This window comes from Flavobacterium sp. FlaQc-48, assembly GCF_044007335.1.
GTDB lineage: Bacteria > Bacteroidota > Bacteroidia > Flavobacteriales > Flavobacteriaceae > Flavobacterium.
The window spans coordinates 1-16,359 of record NZ_JBIPCR010000007.1 but is presented as its reverse complement, the minus strand read 5'-3'; the positions used below and the strand labels follow the sequence as shown (position 1 = coordinate 16,359).

The window sequence follows — 16,359 nt, the reverse complement described above, 5'->3', positions numbered from 1 at the left end:
TACAAATAATAATTTTAACAATTTAATTTTACTTCTTCAATTTGCTTCGTATTTATAAAGCCAAATTGTTAAATTTTCAACTATACTTTTGCAGCACTAAATACACTTTATTGTGCTTCAAAACGTAGTTTTTATGAGAAAACTTTACTCCTTATTACTTTTTTTATTTGTCATTGTTCAGATTCAGGCTAAAATAACAGCTCCGGATTCAAATACAAATACTTTTATACCGGCTTGGAAAACTAATAATTCAGGTTTATCCAACGATACTTTGATTACTATTCCAATCTCCGCATACAATTATGATATGGGTTGGAATAATGATGTTGCCTATGATCGATTTGGATTAAAAGACTCTATTAAAAACAACTATGATCCAGCAATACTACATAAAGTGCCTGTCAGTCGCGTTTTACCTATATATGCTATTACTCCCAATGCTGATGGCGTTGTTTACGTTAAAAAAGGTGCTGCCGGCGACGGAAGCAGCTGGGCCAGCGCTACCGGTGAACTCGCCGATGCATTGCTAGAGGCTGTTACTAATACTTCTATTAAACAAATTTGGGTAGCTGGCGGAACCTATTATCCTAAATACGCAGCCGATTTTAGCAGCTCAAATGCCAAAGATAAGACTTTTTTAATGCAGGCAAATGTAAAAATATATGGCGGTTTTGCCGGAACAGAAACTGCTCTGGCAAGCCGTGATCTTACACTTACCACTAACAAAACAACATTAAGTGGCTTTCTGCCGGAGGCTGTAGCCTATGCTTATCATGTGGTAGTAATGGCAGGTGCTGCTGGTTCTGCTGAGCTGAATGGTTTTACTATTACAGGAGGTTTTACCGGCAGCGGATCCGGTAATTTAATAATAAATGGTAATATGGTAGCCAGACCTTATGGTGCTGGTATGCAGCTAGTGTCTGCATCTCCGGTACTTGCCAATCTTGAATTTATATACAACACGGGATTGTATGGAGGGGCACTTGCATTATTCAATGGAGCGAATGCTTCCGTAAATGATGTGGTATTTAAATACAACACAGCAACTTATGGGGGAGCTGTTTATATAAGCAACGGTAATACTTCTGTTTTTGACAGGGTTATCTTTAGTGGCAACACGGCTTCCATCTATGGCGGGGCTATGGCACTATCATCTTCCGTTGCTCCTGTATTTAAAAATGTACAGATTACAGGTAATAGTGTTACAGGTTTCAGTTTAGCTAAAGGAGGAGGTGTATATATAAGTAATAACTCAGGTTATACTGTTACTTTTCTCAATACAGTACTTAGTGGTAATGCTAGTCCTGATGGTACTAATGGTACTATTTTTACGAATTCAGCCAATATTGATATGCGAAATTGCATTATGTATGGCAATAGCCATGGTATATTGAGCACCGGCGGTTCTGATCCCAATACTGTTGTTTATAGCCTCGTGCAAGGTATAGCTGCAGATGCGAACCATCATATTCTTGACGGTTCATCAGAAGTATCTTTTGTAAATGCGCCCAGTTATACCACCGCTCCTTTCAGTGGCGGTGATTTTCGATTAAGCTCTGGCAGTGTCGGTATAGATGCAGGCAGCAACAGCCTTTACTCTGGTTTAACCGCGTCGTCTAAAGATTTGGCAGGCAACCCTCGTGTATATAATTATAATAATTTGAGTGCTATTGACATTGGCGCTTATGAATACCAGAGATTAAATACAGAGGGCATTATATATGTAAATACTAATGCTACCGGCACAGGTACAGGCAGCAGCTGGACGAATGCAGTTACCAATCTGGGTGAAGCTTTACGTATGGCACAAACACTAAATACAAGCACTGCCGGAACTGTAAAACAGATTTGGGTAGCGGGTGGAACTTATTATCCTAAATATGCAGCTGATTTCAGCAGCGCAGATAACAGAGACATAACATTTTTAATGCAGGCCGATGTAAAAATATATGGCGGTTTTGCAGGAACAGAAAAAACCCTTGCCAACCGTGATCTTACGCTCACCGCCAACAAAACCATATTAAGTGGCGACCTGGGTACGCTGAATACTGCTGCAGACAATGCTTATCACGTTGTAGTCATGACAGGTGAAGCGGGCACTGCCGAACTGAATGGTTTTACTATTACAGGAGGCTATGCCAACGGATCCGGTACTTTAATAACAACGAATGGTAATGCGGTAACCAGATCTTTTGGTGGTGGTATGCATCTGGCGTCTGCAGCTCCGGTACTGGCCAATCTTGAATTTATATCCAACATGGCAAACTCTGGAGGTGCACTTGCATTACTCACGGGATCCAATGCTTCCATACAGGATGCGGTATTTAAAAATAACACAGCTACCTTCGGGGGAGCCGTTACTATACGCTACGGTAATACCTCTATTTTTGACAGAGTTACATTCAGTGGCAACAGCGCTTCATCAGATGGCGGGGCTATCAATTTATTAAATTCTGTTACTCCTGCATTTAAAAACGTACAGATTACTGGTAATAAGGCTACACGTAATGGAGGCGCTGTCTTTATAGGTGATAATATGGCATATACCATTATTTTTCTCAATACTGTATTTAGTGGTAATGCCAGCAGTGATGGAACTATTTTTATGCTCACCGCCAACGTTGCTATGCGAAATAGCATTATGTATGGCAATAGTCACGGTATTTCCCCCAATGGTATTTCTGCTACCCCCGTTATTGTTTATAGCCTCGTGCAGGGGGTAAATGCAAATTTAGCGAATAACACTATTAATGGTTCCATCGATCCTTTATTTGTAAGTCCAAACGCTTACAGTAATGCACCCTCTAACGCTGGTAATTATGCTTTAAAAGCAAACAGTCCCGTTGTAAATAAGGGGTCTAACAGTCTTTATAATGGACTAGACTTCAATACTAAAGATCTTGCCGGCAATCCAAGGGTGCTTGATTATGCTAACGCTGGTATTATCGATATTGGTGCTTATGAAAGTCAAGTGCTACCACTTGTTACTTCTGCCGGAGCACAAACCAATTTGAGCTGTAATGGTGATAATAATGGTTCGGCGACTGTCAATGTAACTGGTGGTACAGCAAGCTATTCTTACAGTTGGAATACAAATCCTATACAGACTACTGCAACTGCCAGCAATCTAACGGCAGGCACTTATACGGTAACAGTAACAGATGCCCTTAATACAATAAAAACACAATCCTTCACCATAACAGAACCTACAGCCTTGACGGTAACTCCCACTCAAACTGATGTGACTTGTAACGGATCTGCGACGGGTTCTGCAACGGTAAATGTTTCCGGCGGAACAGGAACTTATACGTATAGCTGGAATACAATTCCGGTTCAGACTTCGGCAACTGCTACAGCATTATCAGCAGGAACTTATATTGTGACCATAAAAGATGCCAACAATTGTTCTACAACGCAGTCTTTCACTATAACAGAACCGACAGCGCTAAGTGTAACTCCTACTCAAACCGATGTGAATTGTAATGGTTCTGAGACGGGTTCTGCAACGGTAAATGTTTCCGGCGGAACAGGAAGTTATTCGTATAGCTGGAATACAATTCCGGTTCAGACTTCGGCAACTGCTACAGCATTATCAGCAGGAACTTATATTGTGACCATAAAAGATGCAAATAATTGTTCGACAACAGAATCCTTCATCATAATAGAACCTACAGCCTTGACGGTAACTCCTACTCAAACCGATGTGACTTGTAACGGATCTGCGACGGGTTCTGCAACGGTAAATGTTTCCGGCGGAACAGGAAGTTATTCTTACAGCTGGAATACAATTCCGGTTCAGACTTCGGCAACTGCTACAGCATTATCAGCGGGAACTTACATTGTGACCATAAAAGATGCGAACAATTGTTCGACAACAGAATCTTTCACCATAACAGAGCCTACAGCGCTAAGAGTAACTCCTACTCAAACCGATGTGAGTTGCAATGGTTCTGCGACGGGTTCGGCAACGGTAAATGTTTCCGGTGGTACAGGAACTTATTCGTATAGCTGGAATACAATTCCGGTTCAGACTTCGGCAACTGCTACAGTATTATCAGCAGGAACTTATATTGTGACCATAAAAGATGCAAATAATTGTTCGACAACGCAGTCTTTCACCATAACAGAACCGACAGCGCTGACTGTAACTCCCACTCAAACCGATGTGAGTTGCAATGGTTCTGAGACGGGTTCTGCAACGGTAAATGTTTCCGGTGGTACAGGAACTTATTCGTATAGCTGGAATACAATTCCGGTTCAGACTTCGGCAACTGCTACAGCATTATCAGCAGGAACTTATATTGTGACCATAAAAGATGCAAATAATTGTTCGACAACAGAATCCTTCACCATAATAGAACCTACAGCCTTGACGGTAACTCCTACTCAAACCGATGTGAGTTGCAATGGTTCTGCGACGGGTTCGGCAACAGTGAGTGTTTCCGGCGGAACAGGAAGTTATTCTTATAGCTGGAATACAATTCCGGTTCAGACTTCGGCAACAGCAACAGCATTATCAGCAGGAACTTACATCGTGACTGTAAAAGATGCCAACAATTGTTCGACAACACAATCCTTTACCATAACAGAACCAACAGCGCTAAGTGTAACTCCTACTCAAACCGATGTGAGTTGCAATGGTTCTGCGACGGGTTCGGCAACGGTAAATGTTTCCGGTGGTACAGGAACTTATTCGTATAGCTGGAATACAATTCCGGTTCAGACTTCGGCAACTGCTACAGCATTATCAGCAGGAACTTATATTGTGACCATAAAAGATGCCAATAATTGCTCAACAACAGAATCCTTCACCATAATAGAACCTACAGCCTTGACGGTAACTCCTACTCAAACCGATGTGACTTGTAACGGATCTGCGACGGGTTCGGCAACGGTAAATGTTTCCGGCGGAACAGGAAGTTATTCCTATAGCTGGAATACAATTCCGGTTCAGACTTCGGCAACTGCTACAGCATTATCAGCGGGAACTTATATTGTGACCATAAAAGATGCGAACAATTGTTTGACAACAGAATCTTTCACCATAACAGAACCTACAGTGCTGACTGTAATTCCTACTCAAACTGATGTGACCTGTAACGGATCTGCGACGGGTTCGGCAACGGTAAATGTTTCCGGCGGAACAGGAAGTTATTCTTATAGCTGGAATACAATTCCGGTTCAGACTTCGGCAACAGCAACAGCATTATCAGCAGGAACTTACATCGTGACTGTAAAAGATACCAACAATTGTTCGACAACGCAATCCTTTATCATAACAGAACCTACAGCGCTAAGAGCAACTCCTACTCAAACCGATGTGAGTTGCAATGGTTCTGCGACGGGTTCTGCAACAGTAAATGTTTCCGGCGGAACAGGAACTTATACGTATAGCTGGAATACAAATCCAATTCAAACTTCGGCAACTGCTACAGCATTATCAGCGGGAACTTACATTGTGACGATAAAAGACGCCAACAATTGTTCGACAACGCAATCCTTCAACATAACACAGCCTGATTCACTAACAACAGTAAAATCACAAAACAACGTTTCTTGTTATAATGGCAACAATGGATCTGCTACCGTAAATGTTGCAGGAGGAATAAGTCCTTATACATATTCCTGGGCACCCTTTGGCGGAAACTCAAATACTGCAGCACAATTAACCGCAGGCTCTTATACCGTGACAATTACAGACGCAAACAGCTGTACTACAAATGAAACAATCGTGATATTACAACCTTTAGAGCCGGTTAGTCTTAAGACCTTAGCAGTATCAAACATTACCATTGACAGTGTTATGCTTTCGGGAACTGCTTCTTCTGATGTAAATAATGATAACGGACAATGTCTAACCGAAAGAGGATTTGTATATGCACTGCATTCTATGCCATTGATAACCGATAATAAAATTAATACAGGAAGCTCATTGGGAACTTACAGTAGTTCTTTATCGGGACTTAAAGGCAATACTACTTACTATGTTAGAACTTATGCCATAAATGCTGCTGGTTTTATTAACTATGGCGACGAAATTAGTTTTACTACCAAACAGTATATACTTTATATTACTGCCTTAGCCCATCAAACTAAAATATATGGCAATGTTGATCCGGATTTTAATTATACTGTTTCGGGATTTGCAAACGGAGATACCAACGCTATTATTTCCGGGTCTTTATCAAGGGAAATTGGAGAAAATGCCGGAAAATATAATATTACTATCGGCAGTATAAATGCCGGACCAGATTACATTATAACATTTACCGGCACTGAATTTGAAATTATGAAGGCAGATCAGGTCATTACCTGGAATCAATCTTTAGAATTTGGCTGTAATAATGATGATAAAGTAAACTTAAACGCATCATCCAGCAGCGGACTGCTAATTTCGTATACTATAGCAAATCCTGTAATTGGATTAATTTCCGAAGCAAATCTTCAGATTATAAATTCCGGGAGTACCTCTGTTACGGCTTATCAAAACGGTGATCAAAATCATAATCCAGCTGCTGTGCTGACTAAACCCCTTGAGGTCACCCAATCTGGACTTATTTCTCAAAAATGGGAAGATGTATTATTCTCTAATAACAAAAGCACAAATTTTGTCTTTTGGCAGTGGTATAAAAACGGAAATGCCGTCTCTGGAGCAAACCGCCAGTATTACAGTGAAACCCAACCCTTAAATGGATCTTATTATGTGATTGCCACGGATAAAGATGGAAAATCAATAAAATCATGTCCGCTTGATTTAACGGGAATAACATTTTCTAAAAAAATTAGAATTTATCCCAATCCAGTCAAGCCGCTAAACGAGTTTACTTTTGAATGCGATTTTAACGAATCTCAATTAAATGGAGCACAGATGACCATTTTTGATAGTACAGGAAAATTAGTGCAGACTATTTATAATGTAAAAACCAAAAATCAAATTACTGCTCCCAATCAGGCAGGTGTATATGTTATTATGCTTAAACTTAGTAACGGCGAGCAGAAAACAATCAACATACTGGTTAAGTAAAAAATGAGATTAATTTTAAATAAAAAAAATGAAAATTAAAATCACACTGGCAACAATAATACTGGCAAATGCCTTTATAAATGCCCAGGAATTTAATATTAAAATTAACGGAGGACCATCTGGAATTCGTTATAACAGTACTTCAGGAAATGGAAAACCAAAAATTGGCGCTGGCTTTGGTCTTGGTTACACCTATTTCTTTAGCAAGAACTGGGGGATTTCAACAGGAATTGATGCTGCTTACAGCCAGAATAGTTTTGAATTGAATGACGGAACCATTATTTCAAATTATGAAGTTGATGACCAAACCGCTGCTTTTGAATATCGTGTAACATCATCAAAATATAAAGAAAGCCAGAGCTTCATCTCTGCTTCTATTCCATTACTTGTGCAGTACAGAGCTGCTGTTTCCACCCAGTCGGAGTGGTACATAGCTGCAGGCGCTAAAGTTTTATTTCCGGGAAAGCAAAATGTAAAAGCTTCTGCTGAACAACTGCAGTTAAGCGGTTATTACCCTGATTTAAATCTTCTGGTTGACGAACTGCCCGCCCATGGATTAGGTACAGTCAATAATTGGCAGGACAAAACTTCCGTAAGTCTGCCGACCTCATTTTTGCTGAGTCTGGAAACGGGTCTGTCTTTTACACTAAAAGAAAAAACAAAACTTTACACCGGGATATATCTTGATTACGGCCTTTCTGATATGGCCAGAAATACTGTGGATCAAAATATTGTCTCCTATACCCCTAATGGAATCGACAATATTCAGGCACAAGGTATAATTGGAAATAAAAAAACTGTACACGAAAGCCGCTATTTTGCAGCGGGTCTACAGGTAAAATTAGGTTTTTCATTATATAAAGAAAAACACGAACCACTTCAGATTGTGAAAGATGAACCTCAGCTAAAATATGCAGAGTCTCAAGATATATATCCTCCTGTACAGGAGACTCCAAAAAATACCGCAGTACAAAATAAAATAACAACTGCTGAACGAAAAATTATTGAGAAACCTCTGCCTTTTGAAAAAGTCGGCAGCACAGATGTAACTGCAGAACTTGGTTCAAGACTAGATAAAATTGCGGAAATTCTTAAACGAGATAAAACTACAGAACTTACTATTACAGGATATACCTGCGACATTGGTGATGAAGCCCACAATCTGGAAATAGGAATGAAAAGAGCTCAGGCAGTAGAAGAATATTTGAAAAATAAAGGCATTGAATCTCATCGCATGCACTTATTCAGCAAAGGAGAAAGCAATCCTTTGGTTCCAAATCTTCCAATAACAAACAGACAATTAAACAGAAGAGTAATTCTGCTCGTTATGGATTGAAAAACTTAAACTGAATAAAAGAATAAAATAAGATGGCTGTTATACAAAAAACAGTGCTTTTGATCTGTAGAATTAAAAATCCTCTGTTCTACAATATAAAAACAGGTAGAATTACGCTTAAAAATTCGGATTTTACTGACTTTATTTGTTAAGAATTTCATTCGCAAAAAGAATAAACCAATAACTAAATCACCTGATCATGGAAAACTATTTACACGGCTTACTCGACGAAGACAACGACCTTATTGTCCAGCAATACTTAAAATACATTGACGAGGGAATCCCTCGTACGGATAAACCAAAAGACGTATTAATTATTGGTGCAGGAATGGCCGGAATGGTAGCCGCAGGTCTGTTAAAACAGGCCGGCCATAATGTTACAATAGTCGAATCAAACACCCGTGTTGGTGGCAGGATCAAGACTTTCAGGAATTCTAAAAACAAAAAATATTTTGAAGACGACAGTGTTTATGGCGAAGCCGGTGCGATGCGCATCCCGACCATACACCAGATGGTGCTCAAATACATTGATAAACTCGGACTCAAAACTGAGCCTTTTTATTATCTGTCTGTCGATAAGGAACAGGCAATCGCACATCAGGCAGACCCCACTAAACCAGAGCCGGAGGTTACCAGAAATTCACTTTTCTACGTTAACCGCAAACGTGTTGTCCAAAATGAATATATCCCAAAAAATAAAACTACGATTGTCGATGTCAACAAACTACTGGACTTTCATCTGGGCAGCAGTGAAAACATGCGTGCCGACCAGTTAATGGCCAATCTTATTAATCCGCTTAAGGCTTTTATTGCAGAAGATCCAGAGAAAAACTGGCCTTTGCTGATCGAGCGTTACGGAGAATATTCGATGCGACGTTTCTTAAAGGAAAATTCGATGTATTCAGAGAATGCCATCGAGATGATTGGGGTTATGCAAAATCTGGAGTCCCGGATGGCCTATGATTTCATCCAGAGTTTTATTGAGCAAAATATCATCAAGGATTCTACTCGGTTTCTAGAAATTGTCGGCGGAAGCGACATGCTGCCAAATGCATTCTTTAAAGCTCACGGTCTCGAAGAAAACACCTATTTTGATTGCAGGATGACCAAAATGACGCTCATTAACGACAAGGTAAAGATAGAGGTCGATATTGAAGTGCAGCGCGACTTTCAGTTTTATGAAGACGCAGGATTCAAAGCATTAAAAACGCCGGTCAGTGACCTGGAATTTGATGAAGTGATTGTCACCATACCCTTTTCGGCATTAAGACATGTGTACGTAACGCCACAATTCAAGCAGCTTAAAAGAAAAGCAATCCGCGAACTGCACTACGATTCTGCTACTAAAATATTGCTGGAATTTCGTGAGAAATGGTGGCAGGAAGCACCTTATAATATTGTTGGCGGTGGTACGATTACTGATTTTTCAAACCGTTTCACCTATTATCCGAGCAATGATTTGGGAAGTAAAGGACATGGTGTCGTGCTGGCATCTTATTGCTGGTCTGACGAAGCAAGCCGCTGGGATTCTATGGATGACGACGACAGGTACTTTTATGCACTTAAAAACCTGGCCATCATGCACTCCGATGACAAGAAGGAACAGCAGCGCATTATCGACCTTGCTGTAATTAGCTCGAGCATCAGGAACCGCAAAGACAAAGCCGGAAAATTAATTGGTGCCGCAACACAAAGCTGGATGCGAGACCCGTATGCTTATGGTGAAGCGGCAATATTTAATCCTGGACAGTTACAATTATTGCAGCGTCATATCATCTCAACCGAATGGAATGGAAAAGCACATTTTGCCGGAGAGCATACTTCCCTGAAACATGCATGGATTGAAGGCGCCATCGAGTCCGGAATACGCACTGCACTCGAAGTCAACGAAAATACTGGTAACCTGAATAACCCAATTTAAGATGTCACAGAAAAAAATCTCCGTTGCAAAATACCTGCAAATACGTCTGGAACAATTAGGACTTACGCATTTATTTGGAATTGCAGGCAATTATACCGCTCCTTTTTTAAATACGATTCACGAAGACAAAAATGCAAAAATTAAAATCGTTAACGACACAAATGAAATAAACGCCGGACATTGTACTGATGCCTATGCACGTCAAAACGGTTTCGCTGCAGTAGCGGTAACGTATGGTGTGGGAGCTTTTACGCTGCTCAATTCCGTTGCAGGTTCTTATGTAGAGCACTGTCCCGTGCTTGTCATTAATGGAGCTCCGACTAACAAGGACCAGCAAAGAAGTCTTGTTCAGGGCATGCTGGCATCCCATATGACAGGTGATATGTACAGTAACATTAATGTGTTTCGAAACGTTACCGTTGCAGCAGAACAAATCACAGGTTCATCAGATGCTCCTTATAAAATTGATGCAGTGCTGAATGCCTGTATTTTATATGGAAGACCGGTTTATCTTGAGGTTTTTGAAGATGTATGGCGAATGGAATGCAATCCGCCTGTTACTCCACTGGCAGAAAGAGAGGCCTCTAAATGTCAAGCAAGTGCACGCAAGGCTGCTCAAAGAGTAGCTGCAATGGCAAGCGGAAAAGAAATTATTTTCTGGGGCGGTATTGAGATCCAGCGCTACGGTATTCAAAAGGAATTCCTGGACCTGATCGAAAGTACCGATACCGAATTTGTGACCTCTATACTCGGGAAATCAATCGTATCCGAAAACCATCCTAAGTTCAAAGGTGTTTTTAATGGCAAGGCATCGCCAAAAGATGTCAAGGAACAATTCGAAAAAGCCCAGCTAAAAATTGGCCTTGGCGTATGGACCACCGGCAAAAACCTGGGAGGGTTTGATGTCTGGAAAGAAGATACTGTACTTGCCAATCACAGCGGTGTAAGGATTGGCGCTTCTTATGTGGCCAATGTATCGCTAAGAGATTTTATGATATTCCTGAAAGATGAGCTTACCAAAGTTAAATTTAGTGCTTATGAAATGTATGATGCAAAGAAGCTGCCTGAATCATTTTTTGTAGCGGATGACAGGATAATGAAAAAAGGGAAACCGGCACTTACTTATGATACATTTTTTAAGAGAATCAATAATTTTATAGACGAGAGACATATAGTGGTTGCCGATGCGGGTTTCCCCTTATTGGGCGCCCAGGGCATTCGTATTGCAGAACCTAACGGATTTATAGCACAGGCATCGTGGCTTTCCATAGGTTATTCTGTTCCGGCAGCAACCGGAATAAAATGTGCCAGACCTGATAAAAGGCCGGTAGTATTTGTTGGGGATGGTGCTTTTCAGGAAACCTGTCAGGCCATATCTACACAGAATAAACTGAAACACGACACCATTGTTTTTGTTTTGGATAATGGTATTTATGGTATTGAACAAATGCTCGTTAATCCAAATCCGTTTCGTGGGGCAGACAAGGTAGAATATAGCGTTCCCGATTTAAACAACGTTTATGATTACAACGAAATGCACCCTTGGAAATATGCGAAACTCGTTGATGTATTTGGAGGTAAAGGTTTTGAAGTCAGCAGTCTCGAAGAGCTCGAAGAGGTTTTGACACAGCTTGACAGCATTAAGGAAAATACCATTGTACATGTCAACATACTTAAGACGTCTATTCCAGAAGCAATTGCTTATAAGACAGAGGAGCCTGGAGAAGATGAATTTCTGGATAAAAACTGGAGTTTATGCTAAATTTAGAATGGGCTAATTTTTAAACCATTCCGTCAGGAGAAACAAAAAAGCCGCCTCATTTCTAATTCCTGAGGCGGCTATTTTAATGATGCCAGTCACTTTAATAAATTTTAAAAAAAATCTAAATCCATAATCCCGGGTATGTTTATCGAAATCAGCCTAAATAAATCTTATTTCATTATAGGTAGTGAGATGTGTATTGCTATGTTATTATGGACGTCTTGTACAATGTAATTTTATTAAAAAAAAAGCTTAAATTAGATTTCATATTAAAATACAATATAATGAGAAAATTTATCTTTTTTTTGTTTTTCATTTATGGCCTTACGTCTTATTCACAAACATCAACCGAACTCATTGGAAAATGGAAACTAGTGAAATGGACACAAAGAGGGAAAGATAAAGATATTACAGAATATTATAAAACAGATCAGGTATATCAGGTCTTTCAAGAAAATAACCGTTTTCAAAGTATTGTTGGCGATAAAACCCATGACGGAAAATGGAAGCTATCTAAAAACAATGATGAGCTTACTATTATTTCCGGACTTTTTACGATACCTTTTAAAATTGATTATTTTGATTCCAAAAAAAGAATAATAACAACAGATCAATTGGGAACTTTGGAATATCAAAAAGTACTTTAAGTACAACTCGTATTTAAGAAATTAAAAAAAGAGAGCATTTAAAATCCTCTCTTTTTTTTTAAATCATTTAAAAAGATTGCACATTAGGCTGTAAGCTTTTGGAGCTTCTTTCTCCGTTCCATAAAAAGTTATTTCCAGTTTCGTATTTTGAAAGTCAAAAGGGCTTTGAAACTATTAACACTCTAAATGATCTAATAAAGAACTATATTGTTTTTAATAACTTTGATCCAACCACTGGGTTAATTTATTCTTAGAAAATATTACTACAAATTAATAGAACAGTAATTCTCTTAAAAACATCAAAGGTGGCAGATCTATTGCTCTATTGTTCATTGTCATTAAATCTTTTAATCTAAATTAAATTATCAAATTATTTAAAAAAACAGCTGTAAGGGCAGTATTACAGCTGTTTCATTAATCTATATTGTTTTTCTGGAATAAAGATAAATTATAAATTACACAATTAATTCATTTTCAGTCAAAACAGTGGTATCCGTAGAGCAAATATAATCGGGTCTCTTATTTTCTGAAAACGGTAAGTTATTAATACTATTATAAGTTATTATGACCGTATCTCTCTCATAGGGAGAAAGATTACCTGTAGAAGCATGAAACAAATTGGGATGAAAAAAAACAACTGATCCGGCTTTAAGTTCTAAAACCTCAATACCGTTTTGGTCTGCATATGCCTTAACAATGCTATCATCAACAGTAAATTTTAAGTTTGAACTAAGTGAATTTAATATATCATTTTTATCAAGAGTCCCTTTCTCTTTAAATTTTGCTATACCTTCTTTATGTGACCCCGGAATAACCATTAAAGGACCTTGAAACGATTTTGCATCATCTAAATAAATCATTGCAGAAGTCATATCTGGAGATGCCACTCCATCATCGAAGTGCCAATAGGGATAATCCTGATGCCACTCCCACCATTTTCCTAAAAATGGCTCTTTAAGGTTTAATTTATATTGATATAAATATAAATTTTCTTTTACTAATTTTTGGGCTACATTCAATAACCTTGAGTCTTTGTATAAGTCTGCATATACTTGAGAATCCATATGAGGCGCAAATATGGAACGGATTTTATTATCCTCACAAATAACATTTGGTAATTTTTTTTTATCTTCAAAATAAGATATTTCATTCTTGTATTTATTCACTTCCTCGGGAGTAAACATTTTTTCAAGTATAATATAACCATTCTCTTTATAGCTTTCGATTTGACTTTTATCCATTTTTTTAAATTATTTAAATTATTTACTTATTTATTATTACTAGTAAGGTTTTCCTAATTTGGTTTTAAAGTTAGCTCTGCATTACTAAAAACAACAGCTACTCCGGCATCAATCCAATTGTGTCTGCACTACAGACACAATTGGAGAACAAAAAAACAACCCGAAGGTTCTTTTTTTGTTGGTGCGATACTATATTAATTCCTGATCTGCAGCTGCAAGATCTAAGAATTGACCACCAACATGTCTAATACATTACCGAATATTTTAGCAGGATTGCTTTAATTCAGTTATGTACTTTAAATTTTCCAATATTCTATCAGATGGCGGACCAAAATCAAGCAAGCAGGCTATTTCATCTACTCCTGCCTCTTCTGTTTTTCGCACCATATCCATGCACGCTTCTTTACTGCCTATTAATCCTTTGGTATTAGCAAATCTTTCATATAGAAAATTCAAAAAATCATCCAGATCTTCTTCTGACAAAGAATCCAATGAAAAACCACTATCTCTATTATAGGCCATTCCTTCAAATAATTTTTTATTTCGTTTTAAAAAATTACAGTATGGTTTTCTTGCTTCCTCTTTTATAGCTTCATTATCTAACCCAATAAATGTGTGCAACATCAAAGTAACTTTACCTGTTTTAGGATCAAAACCGTTTTCTCTACGTGCTTGTCTATAGAGGTTTATTTTTTCTGACAACTCTTCCACTGTTTGATCTAGAACTGAAGTCAGGATATTAAATCCTAATTTTCCTGCATTTTTAAATCCTTCAGAATTTGCGCTTACCGTTAGATAAAATGGCACTTCTTTTTGGACTGTAGATGGATATATTTTGACATCTACCTTTTTCCCATTACCACTTAATCGCTCTATAGATTCTCCTCTCCATAACTTTTTAACTGTAGATATTCCTTCATACATTACCTTATGTTTGTCTTTATAATTTTGTGAGAAAAAAACAAAATCATCTGGATTCCATCCTGAAGCCACTGATAATCCAATACGTCCATTAGATAAATTATCAACCATTGCCCATTCTTCTGCCACACGTATGGGATCGTGAAGTGCCATAACTACACTTCCACTATTTAGTCTTATTCTTGTGGTTATACTTGCCAGAGCTGCTTGAAGTACTGCCGGATTATTAAATATTCCTCCAAATTCTGTAAAGTGACGTTCCGGAACCCAAATAGATGAGAAATTATTTTCATCACCATAAATGGCGCACTTTTTTACCAAATCATAAATATTTCCCGATAAGGAATCTTCACTACTAGCGAAAAACATAATTCCAAATTCCATGTATTTTTACTTTTTTAAATTATCTGCTTAATTATTATTACTTACTGTTTTAAGATACATGCGATTTGCTCAACATTTTCTCTATTTAAAATTGCATCATGGGTTGTAGATATTGAATGTACTATTACTTCTTTATTAGTATAGTTATTCCACCCATAGTCAAATCCATAAACATCATCATCGTTAAAAACTATTTTTCCATCCAAATCTGCATATGTTGTTTTAAACAAAATAACTTTTGTATTTAGTTTTTCTTCTACCTTGTATAAATAGGAACAATTTTCATTGTAGAAATTAACTTCTAAACGTCCTTTTACTTCCTTCTCTCTTAGTTTAAATTCTGACTCCCTTAGCAATTTACTCACTGCTTCGAGTTGTTCTTCTTTAGATTTATCTTCAAGAGCTAAATCTGAAAAATTAAAGTCTTCCCCAAATACCTCTGTTTGGTTTTCTAAAAATTCCCGAAATAATTTGTCTTCATCAATTTTACTATTATCTTCAAATGAAACTCTTCCATCAAAAATCACTAGTTCTTCGACGTGAAATCCGCCATTTCGTAATTGCACTGCCATTTCATAAGCTACGGTCGCTCCAAATGAATATCCTCCAAGTCGATAAGGACCATGCGGATCCTTTTTTTGCATTTCTGTAATAAACCCTGAGGCCATTTCTTCGATAGATTTTGAAATTGGGGCTTCTCCATATAATCCTGAACATTGAAATGCATAAACAGGTTGATCTTTTCCTAATCGTTTTGTCAGTTCAATATAGCAATTAACTGTTCCGCTCCCTGGTGGAGTTAGATATATAGCGTTTAGAGTTCCTTTTTCTTGCAAAGGAACCATAAGACTATTTTTAAAATGATTCACTGAATGCATATTATCAACAAACTCAGAAATCGTTGAGTATTCAAAGACCATATTAATACTGATATCTGTAGAGAATACCTCATTAATAAGGGAAACTAATTTTATAACCAATAAACTATGACCGCCCAATTCAAAGAAATTATCATGAATTCCTACTTTATCAATCCCTAATATTTCCTGCCAGATTACAGCTAACTGTTCTTCCGTTTCATTACGTGGTGCTGCATATTCTTTGCTGGATAAGTCTGAACCAT

The 16,359-nt window shown here is 38.0% G+C and carries 8 protein-coding genes; 5 read left to right on the top strand and 3 right to left on the bottom strand.

Annotated elements, in window-relative coordinates:
- Nucleotides 1-133 precede the first annotated feature (133 nt).
- The 5 genes from ACHRWY_RS12870 to ACHRWY_RS12850 all read left to right on the top strand — a co-directional run bounded on the left by ACHRWY_RS12870 (nt 134) and on the right by ACHRWY_RS12850 (nt 12,690).
- Nucleotides 134-7,024, top strand: coding sequence for a T9SS type A sorting domain-containing protein (locus ACHRWY_RS12870; RefSeq protein ID WP_395355107.1), 6,891 nt, complete (start codon nt 134-136; stop codon nt 7,022-7,024).
- Between the two features lie 28 nt (nt 7,025-7,052).
- On the top strand, nt 7,053-8,360 hold the full coding sequence (locus tag ACHRWY_RS12865; protein ID WP_395355106.1) for an OmpA family protein: 1,308 nt from the start codon (nt 7,053-7,055) through the stop codon (nt 8,358-8,360).
- A gap of 199 nt (nt 8,361-8,559) precedes the next feature.
- Complete coding sequence (locus tag ACHRWY_RS12860; protein ID WP_395355104.1) at nt 8,560-10,281, top strand: flavin monoamine oxidase family protein; 1,722 nt, start codon at nt 8,560-8,562, stop codon at nt 10,279-10,281.
- 1 nt (nt 10,282) lies between these two features.
- Nucleotides 10,283-12,043 (top strand): alpha-keto acid decarboxylase family protein, encoded by a 1,761-nt coding sequence (locus tag ACHRWY_RS12855; RefSeq protein ID WP_395355102.1) that lies wholly within the window; start codon nt 10,283-10,285, stop codon nt 12,041-12,043.
- A 284-nt stretch (nt 12,044-12,327) separates the two neighbouring features.
- Nucleotides 12,328-12,690 (top strand): lipocalin family protein, encoded by a 363-nt coding sequence (locus ACHRWY_RS12850; RefSeq protein ID WP_395355101.1) that lies wholly within the window; start codon nt 12,328-12,330, stop codon nt 12,688-12,690.
- A gap of 455 nt (nt 12,691-13,145) precedes the next feature.
- Here ACHRWY_RS12850 and ACHRWY_RS12845 read toward each other — a convergent pair whose 3' ends face one another.
- The 3 genes from ACHRWY_RS12845 to ACHRWY_RS12835 form a co-directional block, all read right to left on the bottom strand.
- On the bottom strand, nt 13,146-13,931 hold the full coding sequence (locus tag ACHRWY_RS12845; RefSeq protein WP_395355099.1) for a phytanoyl-CoA dioxygenase family protein: 786 nt from the start codon (nt 13,929-13,931) through the stop codon (nt 13,146-13,148).
- A gap of 264 nt (nt 13,932-14,195) precedes the next feature.
- Nucleotides 14,196-15,236, bottom strand: a complete 1,041-nt coding sequence (locus tag ACHRWY_RS12840) for a MupA/Atu3671 family FMN-dependent luciferase-like monooxygenase (protein ID WP_395355097.1) — start codon at nt 15,234-15,236, stop codon at nt 14,196-14,198.
- A 41-nt stretch (nt 15,237-15,277) separates the two neighbouring features.
- Nucleotides 15,278-16,359, bottom strand: a 1,082-nt coding sequence (locus tag ACHRWY_RS12835) for a thioesterase domain-containing protein (RefSeq protein WP_395355096.1), incomplete at its 5' end; no start/stop codon positions are given.

Bases quoted from the DNA above. Each gene is read 5' to 3' on its own strand.
- ACHRWY_RS12870 (WP_395355107.1), top strand. From the start codon at position 134: ATGAGAAAACTTTACTCCTTATTACTTTTTTTATTTGTCATTGTTCAG.
- ACHRWY_RS12865 (WP_395355106.1), top strand. From the start codon at position 7,053: ATGAAAATTAAAATCACACTGGCAACAATAATACTGGCAAATGCCTTT.
- ACHRWY_RS12860 (WP_395355104.1), top strand. From the start codon at position 8,560: ATGGAAAACTATTTACACGGCTTACTCGACGAAGACAACGACCTTATT.
- ACHRWY_RS12855 (WP_395355102.1), top strand. From the start codon at position 10,283: ATGTCACAGAAAAAAATCTCCGTTGCAAAATACCTGCAAATACGTCTG.
- ACHRWY_RS12850 (WP_395355101.1), top strand. From the start codon at position 12,328: ATGAGAAAATTTATCTTTTTTTTGTTTTTCATTTATGGCCTTACGTCT.
- ACHRWY_RS12845 (WP_395355099.1), bottom strand. From the start codon at position 13,931: ATGGATAAAAGTCAAATCGAAAGCTATAAAGAGAATGGTTATATTATA.
- ACHRWY_RS12840 (WP_395355097.1), bottom strand. From the start codon at position 15,236: ATGGAATTTGGAATTATGTTTTTCGCTAGTAGTGAAGATTCCTTATCG.